The organism is Planktothrix prolifica NIVA-CYA 540, from assembly GCF_963864145.1.
GTDB lineage: Bacteria > Cyanobacteriota > Cyanobacteriia > Cyanobacteriales > Microcoleaceae > Planktothrix > Planktothrix agardhii.
The window spans coordinates 1,767,400-1,786,716 of record NZ_CAWLTW010000001.1; the positions used below are offsets into that span (position 1 = coordinate 1,767,400).

General features: G+C 39.8%; 23 protein-coding genes and 2 pseudogenes. 15 read left to right on the plus strand and 10 right to left on the minus strand.

The annotated features are described in order from the left end of the window. Window positions 1-190 precede the first annotated feature (190 nt). Together AC559H_RS08140 and pgeF are read right to left on the minus strand one after the other, a co-directional pair. On the minus strand, window positions 191-796 hold the full coding sequence (locus AC559H_RS08140) for a CPP1-like family protein (RefSeq protein ID WP_026786320.1): 606 nt from the start codon (window positions 794-796) through the stop codon (window positions 191-193). A 73-nt stretch (window positions 797-869) separates the two neighbouring features. Continuing rightward, window positions 870-1,640, minus strand: a complete 771-nt coding sequence (gene pgeF / locus AC559H_RS08145) for a peptidoglycan editing factor PgeF (protein WP_026786319.1) — start codon at window positions 1,638-1,640, stop codon at window positions 870-872. 69 nt (window positions 1,641-1,709) lie between these two features. Between pgeF and AC559H_RS08150 the strand changes: the two genes are divergently transcribed. Next, complete coding sequence (locus AC559H_RS08150) at window positions 1,710-2,564, plus strand: biotin--[acetyl-CoA-carboxylase] ligase (RefSeq protein WP_237745579.1); 855 nt, start codon at window positions 1,710-1,712, stop codon at window positions 2,562-2,564. Window positions 2,565-2,596: 32 nt separating this feature from the next. Further along, a complete protein-coding gene (locus AC559H_RS08155) occupies window positions 2,597-4,183 on the plus strand; it encodes a M23 family metallopeptidase (RefSeq protein WP_026786317.1) in 1,587 nt (528 codons plus the stop codon). 163 nt (window positions 4,184-4,346) lie between these two features. Here the strand turns inward: AC559H_RS08155 and AC559H_RS08160 are convergent, their stop codons facing one another. Next, window positions 4,347-5,717 (minus strand): helix-turn-helix domain-containing protein, encoded by a 1,371-nt coding sequence (locus AC559H_RS08160; RefSeq protein ID WP_026794258.1) that lies wholly within the window; start codon window positions 5,715-5,717, stop codon window positions 4,347-4,349. 242 nt (window positions 5,718-5,959) lie between these two features. Here AC559H_RS08160 and AC559H_RS08165 point away from each other — a divergent pair, with 242 nt between their 5' ends. The 9 genes from AC559H_RS08165 to AC559H_RS08205 all read left to right on the plus strand — a co-directional run bounded on the left by AC559H_RS08165 (window position 5,960) and on the right by AC559H_RS08205 (window position 11,312). Next, complete coding sequence (locus tag AC559H_RS08165) at window positions 5,960-8,170, plus strand: alpha/beta hydrolase family protein (RefSeq protein ID WP_026794259.1); 2,211 nt, start codon at window positions 5,960-5,962, stop codon at window positions 8,168-8,170. A 211-nt stretch (window positions 8,171-8,381) separates the two neighbouring features. After that, window positions 8,382-9,158, plus strand: a complete 777-nt coding sequence (locus AC559H_RS08170; protein WP_051319630.1) for a calcium-binding protein — start codon at window positions 8,382-8,384, stop codon at window positions 9,156-9,158. A 156-nt stretch (window positions 9,159-9,314) separates the two neighbouring features. Continuing rightward, complete coding sequence (locus AC559H_RS08175) at window positions 9,315-9,530, plus strand: hypothetical protein (protein WP_036832737.1); 216 nt, start codon at window positions 9,315-9,317, stop codon at window positions 9,528-9,530. Window positions 9,531-9,533: 3 nt separating this feature from the next. Beyond that, on the plus strand, window positions 9,534-9,821 hold the full coding sequence (locus tag AC559H_RS08180) for a type II toxin-antitoxin system RelE/ParE family toxin (protein ID WP_026786313.1): 288 nt from the start codon (window positions 9,534-9,536) through the stop codon (window positions 9,819-9,821). A 1-nt stretch (window position 9,822) separates the two neighbouring features. Beyond that, window positions 9,823-9,963: a hypothetical protein gene (locus AC559H_RS08185; protein ID WP_158442070.1), complete on the plus strand. Its 141-nt coding sequence runs from the start codon at window positions 9,823-9,825 to the stop codon at window positions 9,961-9,963. 100 nt (window positions 9,964-10,063) lie between these two features. Further along, on the plus strand, window positions 10,064-10,288 hold the full coding sequence (locus AC559H_RS08190) for a DUF433 domain-containing protein (protein WP_026794260.1): 225 nt from the start codon (window positions 10,064-10,066) through the stop codon (window positions 10,286-10,288). After that, the gene (locus AC559H_RS08195) at window positions 10,288-10,656 is read left to right on the plus strand and encodes a DUF5615 family PIN-like protein (protein ID WP_026794261.1); all 369 of its coding nucleotides are present in this window, start codon (window positions 10,288-10,290) and stop codon (window positions 10,654-10,656) included. Before AC559H_RS08190 ends, AC559H_RS08195 begins: the two co-directional genes overlap by 1 nt. Window positions 10,657-10,833: 177 nt before the next feature. After that, window positions 10,834-11,043: a hypothetical protein gene (locus AC559H_RS08200; RefSeq protein WP_026794262.1), complete on the plus strand. Its 210-nt coding sequence runs from the start codon at window positions 10,834-10,836 to the stop codon at window positions 11,041-11,043. Further along, complete coding sequence (locus tag AC559H_RS08205) at window positions 11,040-11,312, plus strand: PIN domain-containing protein (RefSeq protein WP_367186276.1); 273 nt, start codon at window positions 11,040-11,042, stop codon at window positions 11,310-11,312. The genes AC559H_RS08200 and AC559H_RS08205 overlap by 4 nt, the downstream gene beginning before the upstream one ends. On the opposite strand, the gene AC559H_RS08210 is transcribed toward AC559H_RS08205, so the two are convergent. Next, window positions 11,260-11,460: a type II toxin-antitoxin system VapB family antitoxin gene (locus AC559H_RS08210; protein ID WP_026797956.1), complete on the minus strand. Its 201-nt coding sequence runs from the start codon at window positions 11,458-11,460 to the stop codon at window positions 11,260-11,262. The two genes, AC559H_RS08205 and AC559H_RS08210, sit on opposite strands and share 53 nt — an antisense overlap. A gap of 221 nt (window positions 11,461-11,681) precedes the next feature. Between AC559H_RS08210 and AC559H_RS08215 the strand changes: the two genes are divergently transcribed. The 3 genes from AC559H_RS08215 to AC559H_RS08225 all read left to right on the plus strand — a co-directional run bounded on the left by AC559H_RS08215 (window position 11,682) and on the right by AC559H_RS08225 (window position 12,575). Then, on the plus strand, window positions 11,682-11,897 hold the full coding sequence (locus AC559H_RS08215; RefSeq protein ID WP_036832737.1) for a hypothetical protein: 216 nt from the start codon (window positions 11,682-11,684) through the stop codon (window positions 11,895-11,897). Between the two features lie 268 nt (window positions 11,898-12,165). After that, window positions 12,166-12,369, plus strand: a complete 204-nt coding sequence (locus AC559H_RS08220) for a type II toxin-antitoxin system HicB family antitoxin (RefSeq protein ID WP_026786311.1) — start codon at window positions 12,166-12,168, stop codon at window positions 12,367-12,369. Beyond that, complete coding sequence (locus AC559H_RS08225; protein WP_026786310.1) at window positions 12,366-12,575, plus strand: type II toxin-antitoxin system HicA family toxin; 210 nt, start codon at window positions 12,366-12,368, stop codon at window positions 12,573-12,575. The genes AC559H_RS08220 and AC559H_RS08225 overlap by 4 nt, the downstream gene beginning before the upstream one ends. Window positions 12,576-12,747: 172 nt before the next feature. Here AC559H_RS08225 and AC559H_RS08230 read toward each other — a convergent pair whose 3' ends face one another. The 6 genes and pseudogenes from AC559H_RS08230 to AC559H_RS08255 form a co-directional block, all read right to left on the minus strand. Further along, a complete protein-coding gene (locus AC559H_RS08230) occupies window positions 12,748-13,011 on the minus strand; it encodes a DUF4926 domain-containing protein (RefSeq protein WP_026794263.1) in 264 nt (87 codons plus the stop codon). Then, window positions 13,008-13,400: a DUF6883 domain-containing protein gene (locus AC559H_RS08235; RefSeq protein ID WP_237745580.1), complete on the minus strand. Its 393-nt coding sequence runs from the start codon at window positions 13,398-13,400 to the stop codon at window positions 13,008-13,010. The genes AC559H_RS08230 and AC559H_RS08235 overlap by 4 nt, the downstream gene beginning before the upstream one ends. A 5-nt stretch (window positions 13,401-13,405) precedes the next feature. Beyond that, window positions 13,406-15,142: pseudogene (gene ltrA, locus AC559H_RS08240) on the minus strand (group II intron reverse transcriptase/maturase). A gap of 121 nt (window positions 15,143-15,263) precedes the next feature. Continuing rightward, window positions 15,264-17,029, minus strand: a pseudogene (ltrA, locus tag AC559H_RS08245) (group II intron reverse transcriptase/maturase). Between the two features lie 1,119 nt (window positions 17,030-18,148). Next, the gene (locus tag AC559H_RS08250) at window positions 18,149-18,427 is read right to left on the minus strand and encodes a type II toxin-antitoxin system RelE/ParE family toxin (protein WP_026794265.1); all 279 of its coding nucleotides are present in this window, start codon (window positions 18,425-18,427) and stop codon (window positions 18,149-18,151) included. Next, entirely contained in the window at window positions 18,417-18,641 is a 225-nt protein-coding gene (locus tag AC559H_RS08255) for a CopG family ribbon-helix-helix protein (RefSeq protein WP_233422960.1), read from the minus strand. Before AC559H_RS08255 ends, AC559H_RS08250 begins: the two co-directional genes overlap by 11 nt. Before the next feature lie 176 nt (window positions 18,642-18,817). Between AC559H_RS08255 and AC559H_RS08260 the strand changes: the two genes are divergently transcribed. Further along, a complete protein-coding gene (locus tag AC559H_RS08260) occupies window positions 18,818-19,027 on the plus strand; it encodes a hypothetical protein (RefSeq protein WP_026794266.1) in 210 nt (69 codons plus the stop codon). Window positions 19,028-19,317: the final 290 nt, after the last annotated feature.

Here is a 19,317-nt window from a genome sequence, read left to right on the forward strand (position 1 = left end):
AGGGGGGAAGGATTCCTAATATTAAATCTCTTTGAGATTTAAACAGATTAATTACTCCCCCTTCCCTCGTAGGGAAGGGGGTTGGGGGGTTAGGTCTTAGGGTTGACGATGGAAATTGAAACAGCCCTGCCGTGTACGGGGGGTTTGGGGGGGCTGTTCCCTAATTCTGGTAACTTCAAACCCTGGGGAATTAACGCAGAAAGCAAGCCACAAGCCACAAAACAATAAAAGTAATAAAAGCAATAAATCGTTCTACCGCGATCGCTCCTGCTAGTGAACTCAATAAACTTCCTAATATTAATCCTCCAATTAAACCTGCAACTGTTAGCAAAACGGCTCGACCAAACTTATTTTCCTTCCGGTTGAGAAAATAAAGACAAGATCCCACACCCAAGGCTAAAGTTAGTTGTAATAATGAGGTAGCAAAACCCGAATAAAGGCTCAAACCTGCCAAGGTGACATATACCCCAGAAGGCCATAATAAATCGGCACGACTGGGGGTATCTAACAGTTGGCTTAACCAATTCGGTTTTGAATTCGCCACAGGTTGAACACCAGAGGGCGGAGTTGGGGCCACTCGTTCGGGAAAACGAATTCGCTCCGGGACTTTAATTTTGCCCTCTTGTCGCATTTTCAACCGATCCATCAAAATGGCATCATAAGCCGCTTCAATAGATTGCAGCAGCTTAACTTCGCCAATATATTGCTGTTTTAGGCGATCTCGAGCTTCCTGAATTTCATCAAAGGAGGCATCAAGGGTAACCCCAAGCTGTTCGTAGGGACTTTGCTCGCTCATCAGACTTTTTCTTATACCGTTTATTAATTGTAAGCTTAACTCAATCTCGATCCAAACCGTTGATCTATTAACTCTACTGACTCACAATCCCTGACCATTGAACCCGTTTCAATTGTTCCCGACGGTAGGAGAAAAAAGCCTCCGGGTCTTGATATGTACAATAGGGAGCGATCGCCACTTGTTCAGGTGTAATTCCTAACTGTTCCAGTTGTAAACTATTAAACCGTCGCACATCTAAACGGACTTTATCCGGTTCAGGATCAGGGAACAGAGGGGAATTAGGGAGTTGATAGACGGGTTCTAATCCCTCTATATCAGAAACCAAACTTTGAGCTAACTGAGTCGCCACATCCAAGGATACCTGATACACCTGTCCCGAAATCGCTGGCCCTAATCCGATCCGTAAATCCTCTAATTGACTACCCTGGGCTTGAAAATGAGCGATCGCCTCTGGAACAATCTTAGCAGCCGTCCCCCGCCAGCCCGCATGAACCGCAGCCACCTTTCCGGTTTGAGCATCCGCAATTAACACCGGAACACAATCCGCCGTCGCTACCCAAACCGCCTCCGAGGAATTTTCCGCAAATAAACCATCCGCTTCCATCAAAGGAATTTCCTGTGATCCCAAATTATCCAAGGGGTCAACGGTTCCCGTTTTTAATACTACATTTCCATGCACCTGCTTAACTCGATAGACGGTCACCCCAGGTTGTAAAACATCAACTAAGTCCGAGGGAGTTCGAGGACTAAAAGAACGAGTAAAAAAGCCATGTTGCCAATCTTTAAGCAAACTACAAGTTAAATAGGGTAATCCATCCCAAGTTTGCCAATGCCAAGTGTGCATAAAATTATGATTAGGAACAGTTGCGACTACAAACACCCCTAATTTTAACCGATTCTTCTTTGTGTCTTTGTGCCTTTGTGTTTTATTCCCATTCCCTTAAATAACTTGCTGAATTTATCCCGTTTGGAATCTGCCTTACAAACCCACGGGGAGACGTGCCATGGCGCGTCTCCCCGTGGCACGTCTCTACCCAATATTCATTATTTTGATAGCCTAATTTCTACTAATCAAACCGCCTGGGAATTGTTAGAACAGGGTGAACCTTCGGGAACAGTTGTTATCGCCGGACAACAAACGGCCGGACGGGGACAATGGGGCCGACAATGGCAGTCGAGTCAGGGAGGGCTATTTTTATCAAAAATTGTTGAACTCAACCTTCCCGTGACTCAACAAGCCCAATTGAGCATCAGTTCCGCTTGGGGTATTGCCACAATATTGCGCGATCGCTCCTGTCCCGTACAATTGAAATGGCCGAATGATTTAATCTTAAATCAGCGCAAACTCGGCGGAATTCTCACCGAAACCAAAATTTCCGGGCAGTTTATTACTCAAGCCGTGATCGGAGTTGGTTTAAATTGGGAAAATCCCGTTCCTGAAATTGGGATTAATTTACAAACCTTTTTTGCCAATTCTGCCACACCTCCGGCGATTCAATCCCTAGAATTCCTCGCCGCCCTAGTCTTACAGGGATTAGACCTAGGGATTCAACACCTATCAGATGCTAAGGTTAAGAAAATGTTAACGGGCTATAATCAACTCTTAACCTGTATTGGGAAACCGATCCAGATTGGGGATCAAATGGGTGAAATTATCGGAATTTCGGAACAAGGGAACCTGCGAGTTGGTCTTTATCCTAAAACCGAAATCGGTTTTTCTCAAGAAATTGACCAACAGCCCGGTACAATAAGTATCGGCTACAGTTAAACGGTTAGATCATTATTGGTTGTGTGAGGAAGATGACGGAACAGAAAAAATATCCAACATCCAATACCCGCCAAGGACGTTGGTACTTGGGTTCAAGAAGTTACGCCCTTTTGGGTTTAGGTTGTCTTACGGGTTTAGTCCTATTCAGTAGCCGTGTAATTGCTACGGATGAATTTTCTATACCCGTGGAAGCGGAACCTGTGGAAGCGTCTGTTCCCAGCGCTCCTGAAGCGACTACAGGATACAGTGATAACTTGACTGTTCCTGATGTTGAACCCGAACCTACCTATAGTGAACCTGAAGCTGTTCCAGACTACTCTACACCTGATCCGAGTTATTCTGAACCCGCCCCTAATCCTGAACCAGAATATTATTCCGAACCCTACAGCCCAGAAATTCCTAATATTGTCCCTCCACCTGAACAAGAGATTGTTTTTCCAGAAACACCCCCCGCAGCCGAGTCTCCAGCTAATGCTTATATAGATCCAACGGATTATCAAATTGGCGCAACGGACGGCTATGAAGCTCCCTCTACAGTGGTATTCTCCGAACGTTCAACTGGATGCGAAGCGGCTTTAGAATTAGGACAAGCCGCCGGAGATTTATGTGCCCCGGTTTATCCCTCATCAATTTATCAGGCTGAAAATAATCAAGTTCCCTATACTGGAAATACTCCCTACATTGGCAATAATAATTTAGGCTCTATTCCCAACCCCTTACTAGACGGGGGAAATACCGCCTATAGTCAGCCCAATTCCTCCTACACTAATGGTTTTGTTGCCAACTCCGAGGCTAATATTGGGGGCGGTTATGAAGCCAACTATACTTATAATCAGCAACCTCAATCCGTTGATTATGGTTCTGGTGGGTCATACTCTGGGGAAGTAGCCGTTACCGGGTTTAGCCCGATTCAAGTTGGCCCGATGGTGGTCAGCAGTATGAGTAATTCTGGTTTGACCTATTATAATCGCACCCAACGTCCGGCGGCGGTGCGGGGAAATGGCAATAGCAGCGTGCTTTTTCCCCTAACTATTCCCTCCCCAATTACTTCTTTATTTGGTTGGCGTCAACACCCGGTTTTGGGTTATGGCCGTTTTCACACCGGGATTGATTTAGGCGCCGATGAAGGGACTCCCGTTGTGGCTTCCTATTCCGGTCAAGTGTCCGTCGCCGACTGGTTAGGGGGCTACGGGATGGCGGTGGTACTAAATCACTCGGAGAAATCCCAAGAAACTCTCTATGGTCACTTATCGGAATTATTTGTTAAACCCGGAGAGCAGGTTAAACAGGGGGAAGTGATTGGACGGGTCGGAAGTACGGGAGTATCCACCGGGCCCCATTTACACTTTGAGTTGCGGAAGTTAACCAGTCAAGGCTGGGTAGCTATTGACCCCCGCAATGATATTGAAGTGGCGCTGGCTCAACTATTAAATACCATGAAGGTGGCGCAAGTTCCTTCCTCAGAATTTATTGCCAAATTAGCGGCAAAAACCACCGATGTTGAAACCGGAATTCCTAAATTACCCCCGTTACCGCCGGGTGTGGATGTAATGATTCCTAATTTAGAACCTCCTACCCTGAATTTTGGATTTGCAGAGAATCTTAAAAGTCCTGGATAATTCACCATAAATTTCTATTTTTTAACAGTTCAATATCTTCCCCCGTAGGTGCGGGTTCGAGTGAGGGGTTATTGGTTGGGTGGGGGCGGGTTTATTAAGGTTGTTGGTGAGTGGCAAAATTCATCGGTGAACCCGCCCCTACATATAGAAACAGGATTTCTGGTTATTGACAATTCAAAATAAGATATTGTTGAATAATGGGAGAAACCTTAAAGTAGGTTTGCTGTTGCTGTTCTTCGGATTCTATTAAACAACGCCGTTCTAAAGATTGTATAGCTTTAAATACATCCGTTGCAGGTAATTTAGATATTTCTATTAATTCTGCAATTCCTAGGGGTTGCTTTTCTTGACTCAGAGTTAAGATGACTGTTTTTTCAATCTTTGATAAGCGTTCCAAATGCTGTGTTAAGATTTCGGTTAATTCCTCCCCCAAGTATAGATTATCATATTTGAGAAATTCTGCAACCTTTCCCCTAAAAATATCTTGAATCATGTTGGCAACGATTTTTAACCATAGGGGATTTCCATGATAAGTCTCAATTAACAAATGCCATTGTTCCTCATCTTTTAATCGTTTTTCGCGTAAAATTTCCGTTGATGCTGAACCCAAACCCGGCAACTTTAAACAGCGAATTGGTGCATTATCATCGGTTAAAGTAACAATATCTTGAGGAAGTTCCCAACTATTGAGAATTAAACAACTTTGATGGGAGGTTTCAGCAATTAATTTAAACAATAGGCTATAATTTTTAAAGTCAGGATGATATTGTCCGGCTAGGGTTCCTTGATTGAGTAAGGTTTGCACATCATCCAGAATAATCAGACAGCGTTTTGTTCTCAAATATTCGATTAATAAAGATAACTGTTCTTCTAAACTAACAGGTAATTCCGTTAAGGATTGATTAGATAAAAATAATAATAAATTTTTTAGGGTAATTTCTAAACTGGGGGAAGTATAAAAACTTCGCCATATAATTGCTTCAAATTCCGGTTGTAGGGTTTGAATTAAATAACGAGTTAGGGTAGTTTTACCAATACCACTTAATCCAATAATAGAAACTAGGCGACAATTTTCTTGAATTATCCAATTTTGTAGGGTTTTTAATTCGTGAATGCGATCGCATATTTTCTTAATATCCGGTGCTGTTCCTAAGTCTATTTGTTGTTGTTTTGGGGGAGATTGCGATCGCTCTGTTGGTATGATTGATGATGAGTTATTATTGCATATATTAACATGGCTAAGATTTACAGACTCATTATAATTCAAAAAATAAGCTGATTGTGAGCGTTCCAAACTGGATATAATATTCGATTTCCTAATATTTTCACCTAAAATCCCTGAAAACATTTTCCATAATTGTGAGGCTAAATTTCTCACATAAGCCTCGGTAAGATAACATTCTTCTGCGATTTCAGAATATTTTTGGCCATCCCATACACCGCGCAATACCGCTTTTTGCAGATCATCCAGATGTTTTTCTGTCTCCGAAAAAACCACGTTGTCTGCTAACTTTAAAAATTCTTCTATATCCATAACTCCACAACATATCAGTATTTTCACTAGGATATCAGACTTTTTGTGATTTCACCTGACATTTCTCAAAATATTATGACAATTTATGACGAAAACGATTTTAATTATCTGCTTAAAAGTGATATTTTATTACTTTACAAAAATAGGTTTTTCATCCATACTATTTTTTAAATCAGTTCGTTTAGTTAGTTACTTATATTTATCAAAATTATCTCACTTTTATCTAAATTCAGGGAAGATATATGTCTAATCCACTTTCGCAAGATCCTAGTCAGAATTTGCTCCCATCTACCAGTTTTTCCGCTTTGAATTGGGAACCCCAGGAACCTAATCCAGCAGTTATTTTACAATCTGACTTATTAATAGGTCATATTAATCAAAACCCAAATATTACAGCACTCACGCCGAACCCCTCTGATAGTTTATTGCTGGCTCAAATTGAAGGATCAATTGCAACTATTGACCCTAATATAACGTTGCTGAATGACAATTCCTTCGATGGGTTGACGGGTGAAGCAATGGATATTGTCAAGGAACAATTAACCCAGTTTGCCAAGGTTCCTAATTTTGTCGAAAAGATGAATTTAGCCTTTGGAGAAAGTTGGGATAATCAAGCTGCAAATAGTCTAACCCAAGATTGGTTAAACGGTGATTTTAGTTTAATTCCGCCAGTTAAATTTGTCTCGTCTGCCGAAATTGGTGGGGCGAATGGGGCTTTTGCAGGGGCGACAGATACGATTTATTTATCGAGAGAATTATTAACCGAGAATGGGGCAAATCCGGTGGCGGTGGCCGATGTGTTGCTGGAAGAAATCGGGCATTCTGTTGATTCGCGGTTGAATATTACGGATGCACCTGGAGATGAGGGCGCGATTTTTGGGGCGGTTGTGCAGGGTAAGGTATTGAGTGAGGGTGAGCTTCAGGCGTTAGAAAGTGAAGATGATCGTGGGACTTTTATCTTCAATGGGCAAGCTATTTCCATTGAAAAGGCATTTGATTGGGGAAATAACTGGGGTGTCCAATCTTGGAATCGGAATGGAAATTCAAAAAGTTGGGAACCTTTATGGAATGGCAAGGCCAAAGATTTTGGTTCGGCTACCCGCAGCGATGGTAGAAAAGGTTTCGCAAAGGATTGGGGAAATGGGAGTCCTGCGAACGGAGTAAATCAGGATGACTTCTACTTGAGATTTTGGACACAAGCTGATTTTCAGCAAGGTGGAACTTACAATTTTAATGTGAAAGCCGATGATAAGTATGCTTTATTCGCTTTTCCTATAGGTGCAACTAATGCAAACCAGATCGAATGGATCGGTGGCAATCAGTTGAAGGGAGATGCCTTCGAGGGTAAGACTATTCAATTTACACCGAAAAATAGTGGTAAGTATTGGGTATTAGCAGACTACCGTGAAATAGCTAACACTGCTTATTTCGATCTCTCTTGGGAGCAGACAGGTCAGGCATCTTCTGGTTCTTCTCCTGCTAGTATCTCTTGGGATAGCAATAAAGCTATCAGGGTAGGAAATCAGATATTCTCAGTGGAGCTATCGCTTTACGATAAGGATGGTAAAAAGGGGATAGCTAATCGTAGCAATATTGACCCCAACAAAGACACCGTTGTAGTGATTCATGGTCGTGGTGATGGTAACGAAGATAGCAATATAATTAACTTAGCAAAAACAGCAGCAGCTAGTAACTATTACCCAAACTCTCAGGTGCTTTACTTAGACTGGAAAGAAGCTGCAAATGATTGGACACAGCCTCCTAACAACGCAGCAAGCCGGATTCGACCAGTTGCTGACTGGGCTACGAAGAAGTTGAAAGAATTAGGAATAGATCCTGGAAAAACTGTTCTCTTAGGTCATAGTTTAGGCTCTTATGTTGCTTCTGAGATAGGAAGAATAGGTGGAAAAGTGAAGGAACTTGTTGCACTCGATCCAGCTTGGCCTGGTGACAATTACGACATAGATGGTAATAATCCTGGAACTGATCATACAATAAATTTTAGTGATGCTGCTACTAAGTCTATTGCATTAGTTGCTTCAGATGCGGCAGGAGCGTTTGGGTTAGGAGCAACAGGAGGCATAGCAGGTGATAATGAGAAAGCTATTAGTGCTGACTATTCCTATGTAGTTCAATTTCAGGGCTATATAGGAGACACTACCATAAAGCGAGCGGAAGTTTATCATCAAGCAGTTGCTGGAGTTTTCTCTAATATACTCTCGTCTGTCTCTCACGTCTCTAATAAACCCTTAATTTTCCCATCTCTATCTCCCACAAGTAGAAGTTTTAACCGATTTGATGATAAAGGTGTATTATGGCCTGAAAATTATGTATTCGAGCGTGCTCACGAGGGTGTTATCTCAGCAGACTTATTAACGAATCAAAAAGAACCTCCTATAAAGAGTTTATTTTATGTAGATTCTAACGGTAATAGTCAAACAATCTGGAATTAATTCTTAAGCTGTCAAGTTAAACTTTAAGGGAATCTGGGCATATCTACTGTACATGATTCTCTATAACAAAAGGTGCGATCTGTTTTCATTTAGAAGATGCGATCGCTCTTATTTTTCCCAAAGTGCGATCGCTCTGTCCTTGCCAAATGTGATCGCTTTCAATCTTTCCTAACTCAAACTCAGTCAACTTTTTAGTTGAAAATAAATAATTATGACATTAACAGTGACCAATGATAATGGTCTTAGCCTATTAATTGGCGATAACACCTCTGAATTTATCACCCTCTCCCCTGGACAACTAACAAATTTTCCAGGTGGCCTGTTGGCTCTTGGTGGTAACGATACAGTTGTAGGCTCCTCCGACGGCGAACTAATTTTCGGGAATGAAGGTCAAGATAATATTTCCGCCGATGCGGGTAACGATACCCTGTTTGGGGGAAAAGATAACGATCAGTTAGATGGAGGAACTGACAACGATTCCATCCTTGGTCATCTCAGTGACGATATGCTCAGAGGCGGAGACGGAAACGACACTTTATTAGGTGGCAAAGGCAACGATCAACTATTTGGTGACGCGGGAAATGATTTTCTCTCAGGTGATAGGGATATTGACACCCTTACTGGCGGACAGGGAAGTGATACATTTGCTTTGTCAACAGGTAGCGGTTTAGACATCATCACCGACTTTGAAAATACGATTGATTATATTCAAGTACCAGCCGATGTAAGTATTAGTGACATCTTGATTCAAGCCGCAGGTGCTAATACCCTACTTGTTCTGAAAAGTACAGGTGAACAATTAGTCCAACTGAATAATATTCAGGCTTCTAATATTACAATAGCTAACCTTTTATTACCTAATCAATCAGGACTAACAGAGATGCCCGAAGGGCCAGGAGGAATTCCTCAGTCGGTTGATCCTCTTAACCCTATGCCCGGAATTCCCCCTGAAATTTTGTCTTTTGTTTCTCCCATCCTCATAATTTAAAATTTACTGGTGTTTCTCCTTTTTTATGAGGGGCGATCAGTTTTTGTTTAGAAGATGCGATCGCCCTTTTGATTTTTGATCGGGCGATCATTTTCAGAACATCAAAAATATTTTGCTATAATCAATTTAACTTTGATAAAACGACGAAATATTAATATGAACATCACTTTTAAACAAAATTTGATTAATACATTTGATAATTTAACTTCAGAAGAACGAGATCAACTGATTGAGTTTCTGCAAAAACGCCGGCTAGAGTTACAAGAACAAGAAATACTAAAATCTGTCAAGCTGACACGAGAAGCCAAGAAAAATGGCACAGCTTTTTGTGGCACTGCGGAAGAAGCAATTGCAAATCTTTTGGCAGACTAATTTATGAAAATAGTCTATGAAAATAGTTTTAAAAGGTCATTTAAAAGATTAGTAAAGAAGAATCCCCAACTGCAAGAAAAAGTCATTTCAGTAATAACTTTATTATCTGAAGACCCTTTTATCCCATCCCTAAAAACCCATAAATTAAAGGGAAATCTGGATGGTTTGTGGTCTTGCTCTGTTGCCTATGATTGTAGAATTATTTTTGATATGGAAACAATAGACGAGTCAACAGGAGAGGGGATTTTAAACTTATATTATATTGGTAGTCATGATGAGGCTTATAGTTGATATGATTTTGATTTTTGAAAGTGCGATCGCTCTTTATTTAGAAGATGTGATCGCTCTTTTTTTCCCAAATAACAAAAGGGGTGATCGGTTTTTATTTAGAAGATGCGATCGGGCTTTTTTTCCGAAAGTGCGATCGCCCTGATTTTCCCAAATAACAAAAGGTGCGATCGCCATTCCTTAAGTTAAAATATAAGTTGTCATATCCGATCATATAACTGATCAGATTCATCAAAAGACAAGTTATGCCTGTAAACTGGAGAGAACATATCGTTAGTACCCCCGATGTACTGCGAGGTAAACCAAGAATCAAAGGAACTAGAATTCCCGTCAGTCTGATTTTAGGATATTTAGCATCAAATAACACTGTCGAACAAATCATGGACGAGTTTCCAGATATTGTCAAAGAACAGATAGCTGCTTGTCTTGATTATGCTCGCGATTTATCGGATTTTGAAACAGTTGCCTAATGGGTTTAAGATTGTTCATCGATCAATGTGTTCCTAAGTCTATTATTTCAATCCTTCGTGATACCGAACATGAAGTTTTTGTATTGGGAGATTACATTCCAATTGAATCTCCAGATATTATTGTCATTGCCAAAGCTCAGGAATTAAATGCCATACTTGTTTCTCTCAATGGAGACTTCGCAGATATTGTGACTTATCCGCCAAGTTCATATCAAGGAATCATTTCTATTCAACTGAGAAATCACCCGGAAATTATTCCTCCGTTGATGGCAAGGCTAACAGAATACTTATCATTGCACGATAGTGAGGAGCATTATCGAGGTAAATTACTACTGGTAGAAGTTTACAGAATTCGCATTCGAGAGTAAAAATTGACAGCGATCGTTCTTATTTTTCCTAAATAACCAAAAGGGAAATCAATTTTTGTTTAGAAGATGCGATCGCCCTGATTTTCCGAAAGTGCGATCGCCCCCACAATAGATTATAATTGAATAGCCTAACTCACTCGACAGATTAAATAACATAATCAATTGAGGTAATTTTAAATGAGATTAACAGCAACAGAGCAAGGATTATTAATACCTAAAGAAATGTTGGGAAAAGACCAAGAGTTTGAAATCATTCAAGAACAGGAAAAAATTATTATTACGAGTATCAAAAAAGAATCTTCTATTTGGGATTTAGGTTCAAACCCTGTGGAATGTGATGTAAAAGATGGCGCAGTTAACCATGATCATTATCTGTATATTCCATGAAAAATATCTATTTTTTAGATACCAGCTATATTTTAGCTCTGGAAATAAGAAATGAAGACGCTCATAAAAAAGTATTACAAAATTGGGCAGCTTTAGCAAGCTCCAAACCTTTTTTAGTAACCACAACTTATGTTTTTGATGAAGTTGTCACTTTTTTTAATAGTCGCAACTTTCATTATAATGCCAGCGACCAAACCGAACTATCAACAAGAACATTCATGTTGTTTGTCGCTGTTGCTTGTAGTTATAATCTTCATCGTAGTCAATAGTACCAAACAATTCCAATATTTTTAGTTGTTTACGACGTTGAATATACTCGCGTAAAGCCGCTTCGATTAATGTAGTAGGTGTTGGATGGTTACTCAAATCAAGAGCTTCTTGAAGAAGAGTTTTGTCAATTTCGAGCGTAGTTACCATGTATTTTCCTCCTGCAAGTAGGGTATGACACAATTGCCACCAGACAATACTGTAATTCTAGTGTAGCACTGAAATTCCATCAATAGTGCGATCGCCCTTATTTTCCCAAATAACAAAAGGTGCGATCGCTCTTTTGATTTTTGATCGGGCGATCGTTTTCAGAACATCAAAAATATTTTGCTATAATCCATTTAACTTTGATAAAACGACGAAATATTAATATGAACATCACTTTTAAACAAAATTTGATTAATACATTTGATAATTTAACTTCAGAAGAACGAGATCAACTGATTGAGTTTCTGCAAAAACGCCGGCTAGAGTTACAAGAACAAGAAATACTAAAATCTGTCAAGCTGACACGAGAAGCCAAGAAAAATGGCACAGCTTTTTGTGGCACTGCGGAAGAAGCAATTGCAAATCTTTTGGCAGACTAATTTATGAAAATAGTCTATGAAAATAGTTTTAAAAGGTCATTTAAAAGATTAGTAAAGAAGAATCCCCTAGAAGTTTACAGAATTCGCATTCGAGAGTAAAAATAAAGAGCGATCGCCATTTTTTCCCAAATAACAAAAAGTGCGATCACGTCTCTCCCAATCACCAAAAGCGCTATACGGCCTAAAAACTCAAGGACTCACCAATAACATTAGCCAAACTTTAATTGATATTTGCTATCATATCCTTAACAAATAACCCAAGAAATGTATGAAAATTAGAGCAATCATCCATCCCGCCGAAGAAGGTGGCTATTGGGCAGAAGTTCCCGCTCTTCCTGGGTGCATTACCGAAGGAGACACCATCGAAGAAGTGATGATTAATTTAAAAGATGCTATTGAGGGTTGGCTCGAAGTTGCTAATAGTCGTGAAGCCATTGCTTCCACAGATAAAATTGTGGAGATTGCGGTATGAAATCTATTTCGGGCAAACAACTTTGTAAAATAGTAGAGCAGAAAGGTTGGGTTTTGAAAAGAATTACAGGCAGTCATCATATCTATGAAAACCCAGAATTAGAACAAATTTTGTCAATTCCAATTCACCGCAATCAAGATTTGAAAGTGGGAACCTTGAGAGCCTTAATGAAAATAGCCCAGCTATCTGAGGAAGATTTACTCTGATTGTTAATTCAAGTTTTCGCAGTAATTTGAGGGATATCGTCAAGCCGATGCTTGTCAAGAGTCATAGCTACCTTTCTCCCATACCCCAAATCACCAAAAGCGCGATCGCCTTTTTTTCTAAAGAGCCAAAAGCACGATCTTTTTTTATCTAACTTATACTTTTCTTACATTTCTAAGCAACTGCGAGTTCATATTGCAGAACTAAAATTTCATCTGCTTTCAAAATAGCCATAGCATATTCAATCCCTTGACTATCAGCAAACTCCACTAAATACTGACATTCTTTTCCCGTATTATACACTTCAACAATAGTTCCCACAAGTCCTTCGGGTAAACTAGAAACAGATTCGTATTCCGGTTCCACTAGCGTTAACCGTGTATTTGAAACAGGCTTGAGAATAGCAACAGAATCCAAAAGTTTAAGGTGTTTTGTCATAGTTTAAGGAAAGCTGAAATCAAACGAGGATTAGAATTAGTTAAAGTAATTTCCCAAATTGTCCTAAGCTCAATCCCTGCTGTATTGGGTACAGTCCAATCAACTTTAAACTGTTGCCCAAAATCAGTAATATTTTGTTGGATAACTTCACCTTCAATGGCGGCTTTTTGAATAAGCTCTCGCAAAACCTCTGCATTGTTAGTCGTGATTCCCAAAACCGACGCAAAGACTCTGGCTTTGTGTTTGCCACTCGAATGCTCTTGATTTAAGCAGTAGCCGACCAGTTTTTGCAGAGAAATTTCAGCCTGATTGCCATTATTAGGGGTCGAGGGGGGCTTTACAACCCCCGACTCCCATTCAGAACCGTGCTTGCGACTTTCACCGCACACGGCTCCTAGTCTAGTTGACTGTTATCATCAGAGCATCCATCTCCTTTTGAGTTATAAGACCCATCAGTTGATGTTTTAATATCGTGACAATGGCGATGTAATAATTGCAGGTTTTTATAATCATTCTTTCCACCTTTCGATGTAGGGATGATATGGTCGATTTCTGCAATATCTTCTGGGGTAAAATACTGCCCACAGAGGTTACATTTGCCTTTTTGCTTTTTGAGCAAAGTTGCTACTCGTTTAGGTACATCAAAAGATGTTCCTTTTCTTGTACTCCAATATGTCCAGTTTCCGTCATAAGGTGATGCTTCAGGTCTTACAGTTACATGACGGGTAATAGGTGTTTCTGCATGGGTTAGTAGTTTATAACCATCTTTGGTTTCAAAACTCCATGTGTTGTTACCGTTTTTCCTGAAATAGTTTTTCAGTTTCCCGTAGTTTGCCTTTCCGCATCTGCTGACTGTCCATGCTCTTAATCTTTGCCAGGTCATATAATCCATAGAGGAGAATGTTTCTTTAGAAACTACTTTGGAATGGTAATTACACCATCCTCTAATTATCGGATTTAGGCGTTTGATTAATGCGTATTGAGGTGCAGTTTTGTGGGTTTTAATCACTTCTTTTACCTTATCCGCGTGAGCTTTAATTGCCTTCTTACTAGGTTTGATTAGGGTTGTGAATCCTAATATTTTTTTGTGTCCAGTCTTTGAACTATGGTGTTTACCAACTGGATATTGTCGGAAGTTCCAACCTAGAAAGTCGAATCCTGGTTTTATCTTTTCGCCATTTACTTCGATTTCTCTTAGTGTGTGACATATACGGGTTTTGGCTGGTTTCAGTTCTAACCCGATAGGTTTTAACCATTCTTCGATGACAATTTGGCACTGTTGAATAACTTCTAATTGTGGACTTATTACCACAAAGTCATCGGCATATCTGATGATTTTGGCGTAGTTTTTATTGTTGTTTGTTCCTTTTGGAAAACATTTTTCAACCCGTTTAATCATCCCATCCAGTGCGATGTTAGCAAGTAAAGGACTGATGACACCTCCTTGTGGAGTGCCTGCCTCTGTTGCCTCAAATGTGCCGTTATCCATCACTCCAGCTTTTAACCATTGTTTGATTTGAGCTTTCATTGTTGATGGACAATCAGTTTTGGACAGTAGGTAATCATGGTTAATCTGATCAAAACATTTTGAGATATCAGCATCTAGGATGTAATATTCACCTTGTTTGATGTTGTGGAAGATTCGTGACATTGCGTCGTGAGATGAGCGTCCAGGTCTAAACCCGTAGCTTTCGCTCTCAAATCTGGCTTCCCATTGTGGCTCTAATGCAGATTTAACCAAGGCTTGCCTTACTCTGTCGTTTATTGTTGGGATTCCTAGAGGTCTTTCCTCACCGTTAGATTTGGGTATCCATTTCCTTCGGAGTGGTTTCGCCTTTTGGTATTTACTAAGATTTTCGACAAGTTATAATCGTTGTTTGGGTGTGATGGATTTAACCCCATCTACCCCGGCTGTTCTTTTGCCTTGATTATCTTGAGTTACCCTTCTTATGGATAAGAGTTTGGCGTAATATGACTTGACTAGAAGTTTTTGGAGTTTCCGAGCCTTAGCATTTTCTCCCGATAATGATGCCTGGTAAATTCGTTTTTGCAGCTTGAATATTTTTCTTTGAACTTTCGCCCAGTTGATTGTATTCCATGCTTCCGTAGTCTTGGTTATACTCGTTTTCACCGTTTGTACTGCTGTTAGAGTCGATTAGAGGGTTGCCCCTCTAACCTCTCCTTCAGAACCGTGCATGAAACTTTCGCCTCACACGGCTCCTTGATATTTCCACCTTTGTTATAGGTACGATTTAAAACGGATTGAGGTCGTAATTCTCAACTATTGGTAGTTGCTTACTTTTAGTTGCAGAACCATCATGAACCGTTTTTATGTCGTGACAATGTTTGTGTAAAAGTTGAAGATTATCATAGGTGTCTTTTCCACCTAATGATTTTGGTTTAATATGGTCAACTTCTACAATGTCTGTACTTGTAAAATACAGACCACAGTGAGAACAAATACCCTTTTGTTTCTTGATTAATTTGGAAACCCTGTTAGGAGTTTCAGGATATTCGCCTCTACGTTTACTCCAGTAAATCCAGTCTCCATTGAACGGACTAGCCTCACCTTTAACCTTTGTATGCCTTACGATTGGCGTACTCTTGTGGATGAGTAATTCTAATCCATCTTCTGTACTGAAACACCAATTTCTGTCTTCTACTGTTCTCCAGTATTTGTCTTTATTGATGCTCCCTTTTCCCCTCGTTCTTGCCCAGGCTCTTAACTTGTCGTAGATTAGATGGTCAACCTTTGAAAAGATTTCTTTGCTAATCACAGTTGAGTAATAGTTTGACCAGCCCCTAATGATTGGATTTAGCTTGCCTATTAAAGCAGCTTGTGGGGCGTTCTTATGGGTATCTATTACATCAGTTATTTTGACAAGATGAGTTTTAGTTTTTGTTTTTGAGGGTGTGATTAATGTTTTAAAACCTAATAATTTTCCATAAGGGTTTTTAGCACATTTGTAGTTACCTACTTTGTACTGTTGTATATGGAACCCTAGGAACTCAAACCCAATGTTTCCCTCGATTTCCTTGAGGGTGTGGGTTAATCTTGTTTTACTTGGTTTTAATTCCAATCCCATGTCAATTAACCATTCCACAATTATCTCTTGACACTTTTTGACTACGTTTAAATCCTCGTGGATTATTACGAAATCATCAGCGTAACGGATTAAACTAAGGTTTTGACGATTTATCGTTTTTGACCCTTTTAGAGTTTCAACGTATTGTTTGACTCTTTCTTCAATACCATGTAAGGCAATATTCGCAAGTAAGGGTGAAATAACCCCGCCTTGTGGTGTACCATCATTGGTAGGAAAAAGTTCTTTTCCGTCCATGTACCCTGCTCTTAGCCACGCTTGAATTTGACGGCTTAATGTAGGGTATGTGTGAATTTTTGAGATTAATGCTTTGTGATTTATGCGGTCGAAGCATTTGGATATATCAGCATCGAGTACAAATTTAGATTTGCTTCTAATGCTAAGAAATATTGCTTCGATTGCATCGTGGCATGAGCGTCCTGGTCTGAAACCATAACTGTTTGGCTCAAATTTAGCCTCCCATTCTGGTTCTAACGCTAGTTTTACTAACGCTTGCAATGCGCGGTCGTTGATTGTGGGTATTCCGCCCCCCCAAACCCCCCGTGCACGGGGGGCTTGGGGGGGGTTTCGGTTGTACCAGGTTTGGGAATATTAACTCTACGAGTTGGTTTTACCTTATTGGTTAACTTTAATCGTCCTACCAAGTTCATACGTTGTTTAGGATTCAGTGTTTTGATTCCGTCCACTCCGGCTGTATTTTTACCTTGGTTATCTTGTGTTATCCGGCGAACCGCAATACATTTTGCTGACCAGGAATTAATCAGGGTCTTTTGAAGTTTACGAACTGCTTTAACATCGCCTCGTTCACTCGCTTGAAATATGCGCTTTTGCAACTTGAAAGTTACCTTTTCCAGCTTGCGCCAGTTAAGGTCTTTCCATTCCACCGTCTGAGTTTTAATCAGCGTTTTAGACATTTGTATTGCTACTTGTTCTATTTCTTTGGAATTACCGAGTATCTGTCTGCATATCTTTGCCATTACAGCAAAGCATTCGCTTTTGATACCATCCTTCCTCTATATGACATTCGTTAGCTACTTACTGGACGCACGACCTCTCCAGAGTCATATAGGGGTTACTTCGTTCCGATTACACATTTGTTTGAAGCCTTTAGCGTGATGCTATTCACCGGGTTTTGTGGGCGGTGCTTATAAGTCAGGTCAATCAACCGCTTATGCCCTATCCTTGCCTTTTGGCTTGGTGTTAATCTAGGATTCTTACCGTATTTTTCAACGGATTTACCATTGATTTAGCCTTTACACCATTTAAAGTGACGATGATTCAAACACATCTTTGCTTGTGCTACGCATGGACTTTTTGCTCGATAGTTACCAGATTTGGCTACCAGTAGTTCTACCTTTTAACCCCGCTTTAGTCTGTTGGTTGCTACCCGAACAAACTAGGGGTTATGCTTTCACCTCAGCACTTGAGGGATGAGACTTGTCAGAACTTCTGACTCACTCATAAATGTAATCAGTTATCACCAGTCTTAACAACTGGGTTAACCGTCCCATAAACTTTTCAGCTTATTTTAGGTTAAACGAATCGCACGTTAACAACCTTACCTAACAACTAAACCGGAATCTGTCTGCGTATCCTAAACATTACATTTAGGCATTGGCTTCTGACTCCATCTCTCGCCCTCATAACATACGCCTTAGATTTGTGGCTACCTAACAATATTCGACCTCTGTAGGGGTATATGAGGGGGTTTTAACGTTCCTTGAAAATGGGTTTATTGCCTTTAGAATCATCCTATCCGCCGGGGTACTTTTGGGAGTCTAAGTAAGTGTTCTACTCAAAACCTTACCTTTTATAGAAGTACATAAAAACTTCTATCTGTTCCCCTTGTTCTTTTGAACGCAGCGTGACAAGTCGTTTCGCTACTTAATGATTACGACGGTTCAAGTCGGATGTTCACTTTAATGAATAAATGTACTGGTATCGCTCCTTTTTTATTAGGGGCGATCACTCTTTATTTAGAAGATGCGATCGTTCTTATTTTCTTCATTCCCCGATTTCAAAACAACTTGCCCTCATTCTGGATATTTTCTGGAAGCATGAAGAACCCGAATGATTTGTACAGTTTCCTCTTTTACTCGGTAAATGACAAGATAAGGTGTATTAGCAATGACAAGTTCTCTAGTACCTTCTACACGACCATATCTTCCCATAAATGGATATTGTGCTAATTGATTCACAGCATCTTGAATCCTCACAATAGTTTGCCTTGCTGCGTCTGCATCGTCAGAAGAAATATATGTGTACAATATCTCCAGATTTCGCAGCGCCCTTCGCAGCCACTTAATTTTCATTGATTAACTTAGCAAAAACACCTTGAACTTCTTCATCGCTGGCAAAGTCATTTGCTTCTGCTTCACCAATACCTCTCTCGATCTCTGAACTTAGCCATTGATTAATATCCAGATAGCTGGCAATTGCCTCATTAACTACGTCGCTGAAATCCCTTTCCATTAGGGTAGCGATCGCAGAAATTGCAGCTTTTTTCTCGCTGTCCAATGTTAGCATTATGTTTTCTTTGTTCATTGTTTGTGTGGTTATTATCAATAGTATGATGCCATTATAACATATCTTCCTTTTTTTCCCAAATAACAAAAGGTGCGATCGCGGCTAAAATAGATTATAATTGAATAGCATAACTCACTCGACAGATTAAATAACATAATCAATTGAGGTAATTTTAAATGAGATTAATAGCAACAAAGCAAGGATTATTAATACCTAAAGAAATGTTAGGAAAAAACCAAGAGTTTGAAATCATTCAAGAACAGGAAAAAATTATTATTACGAGTATCAAAAAAGAATCTTCTATTTGGGATTTAGGTTCAAACCCTGTGGAATGTGATCTAAAAGATGGCGCAGTTAACCATGATTATTATCTGTATATTCCATGAAAAATATCTATTTTTTAGATACTAGCTATATTTTAGCTCTGGAAATAAGAAATGAAGACGCTCATAAAAAAGTATTACAAAATTGGACAGCTTTAGAACGATAAACAATAACTAATTATGCCTTAGTTCCAGTTCATGCCACATATTATAAACTATCACTCTTAAATTGACAAGAATTGACAAGAATTTGTTACAATTATTTTGCTAATCAAACTCCTTGAGATCAAGCTAATTATCGTTGTTCGTTGTTGGGCTTTAGCCCTGTCTTTTTTGGGGGCTTTAGCCCAAAA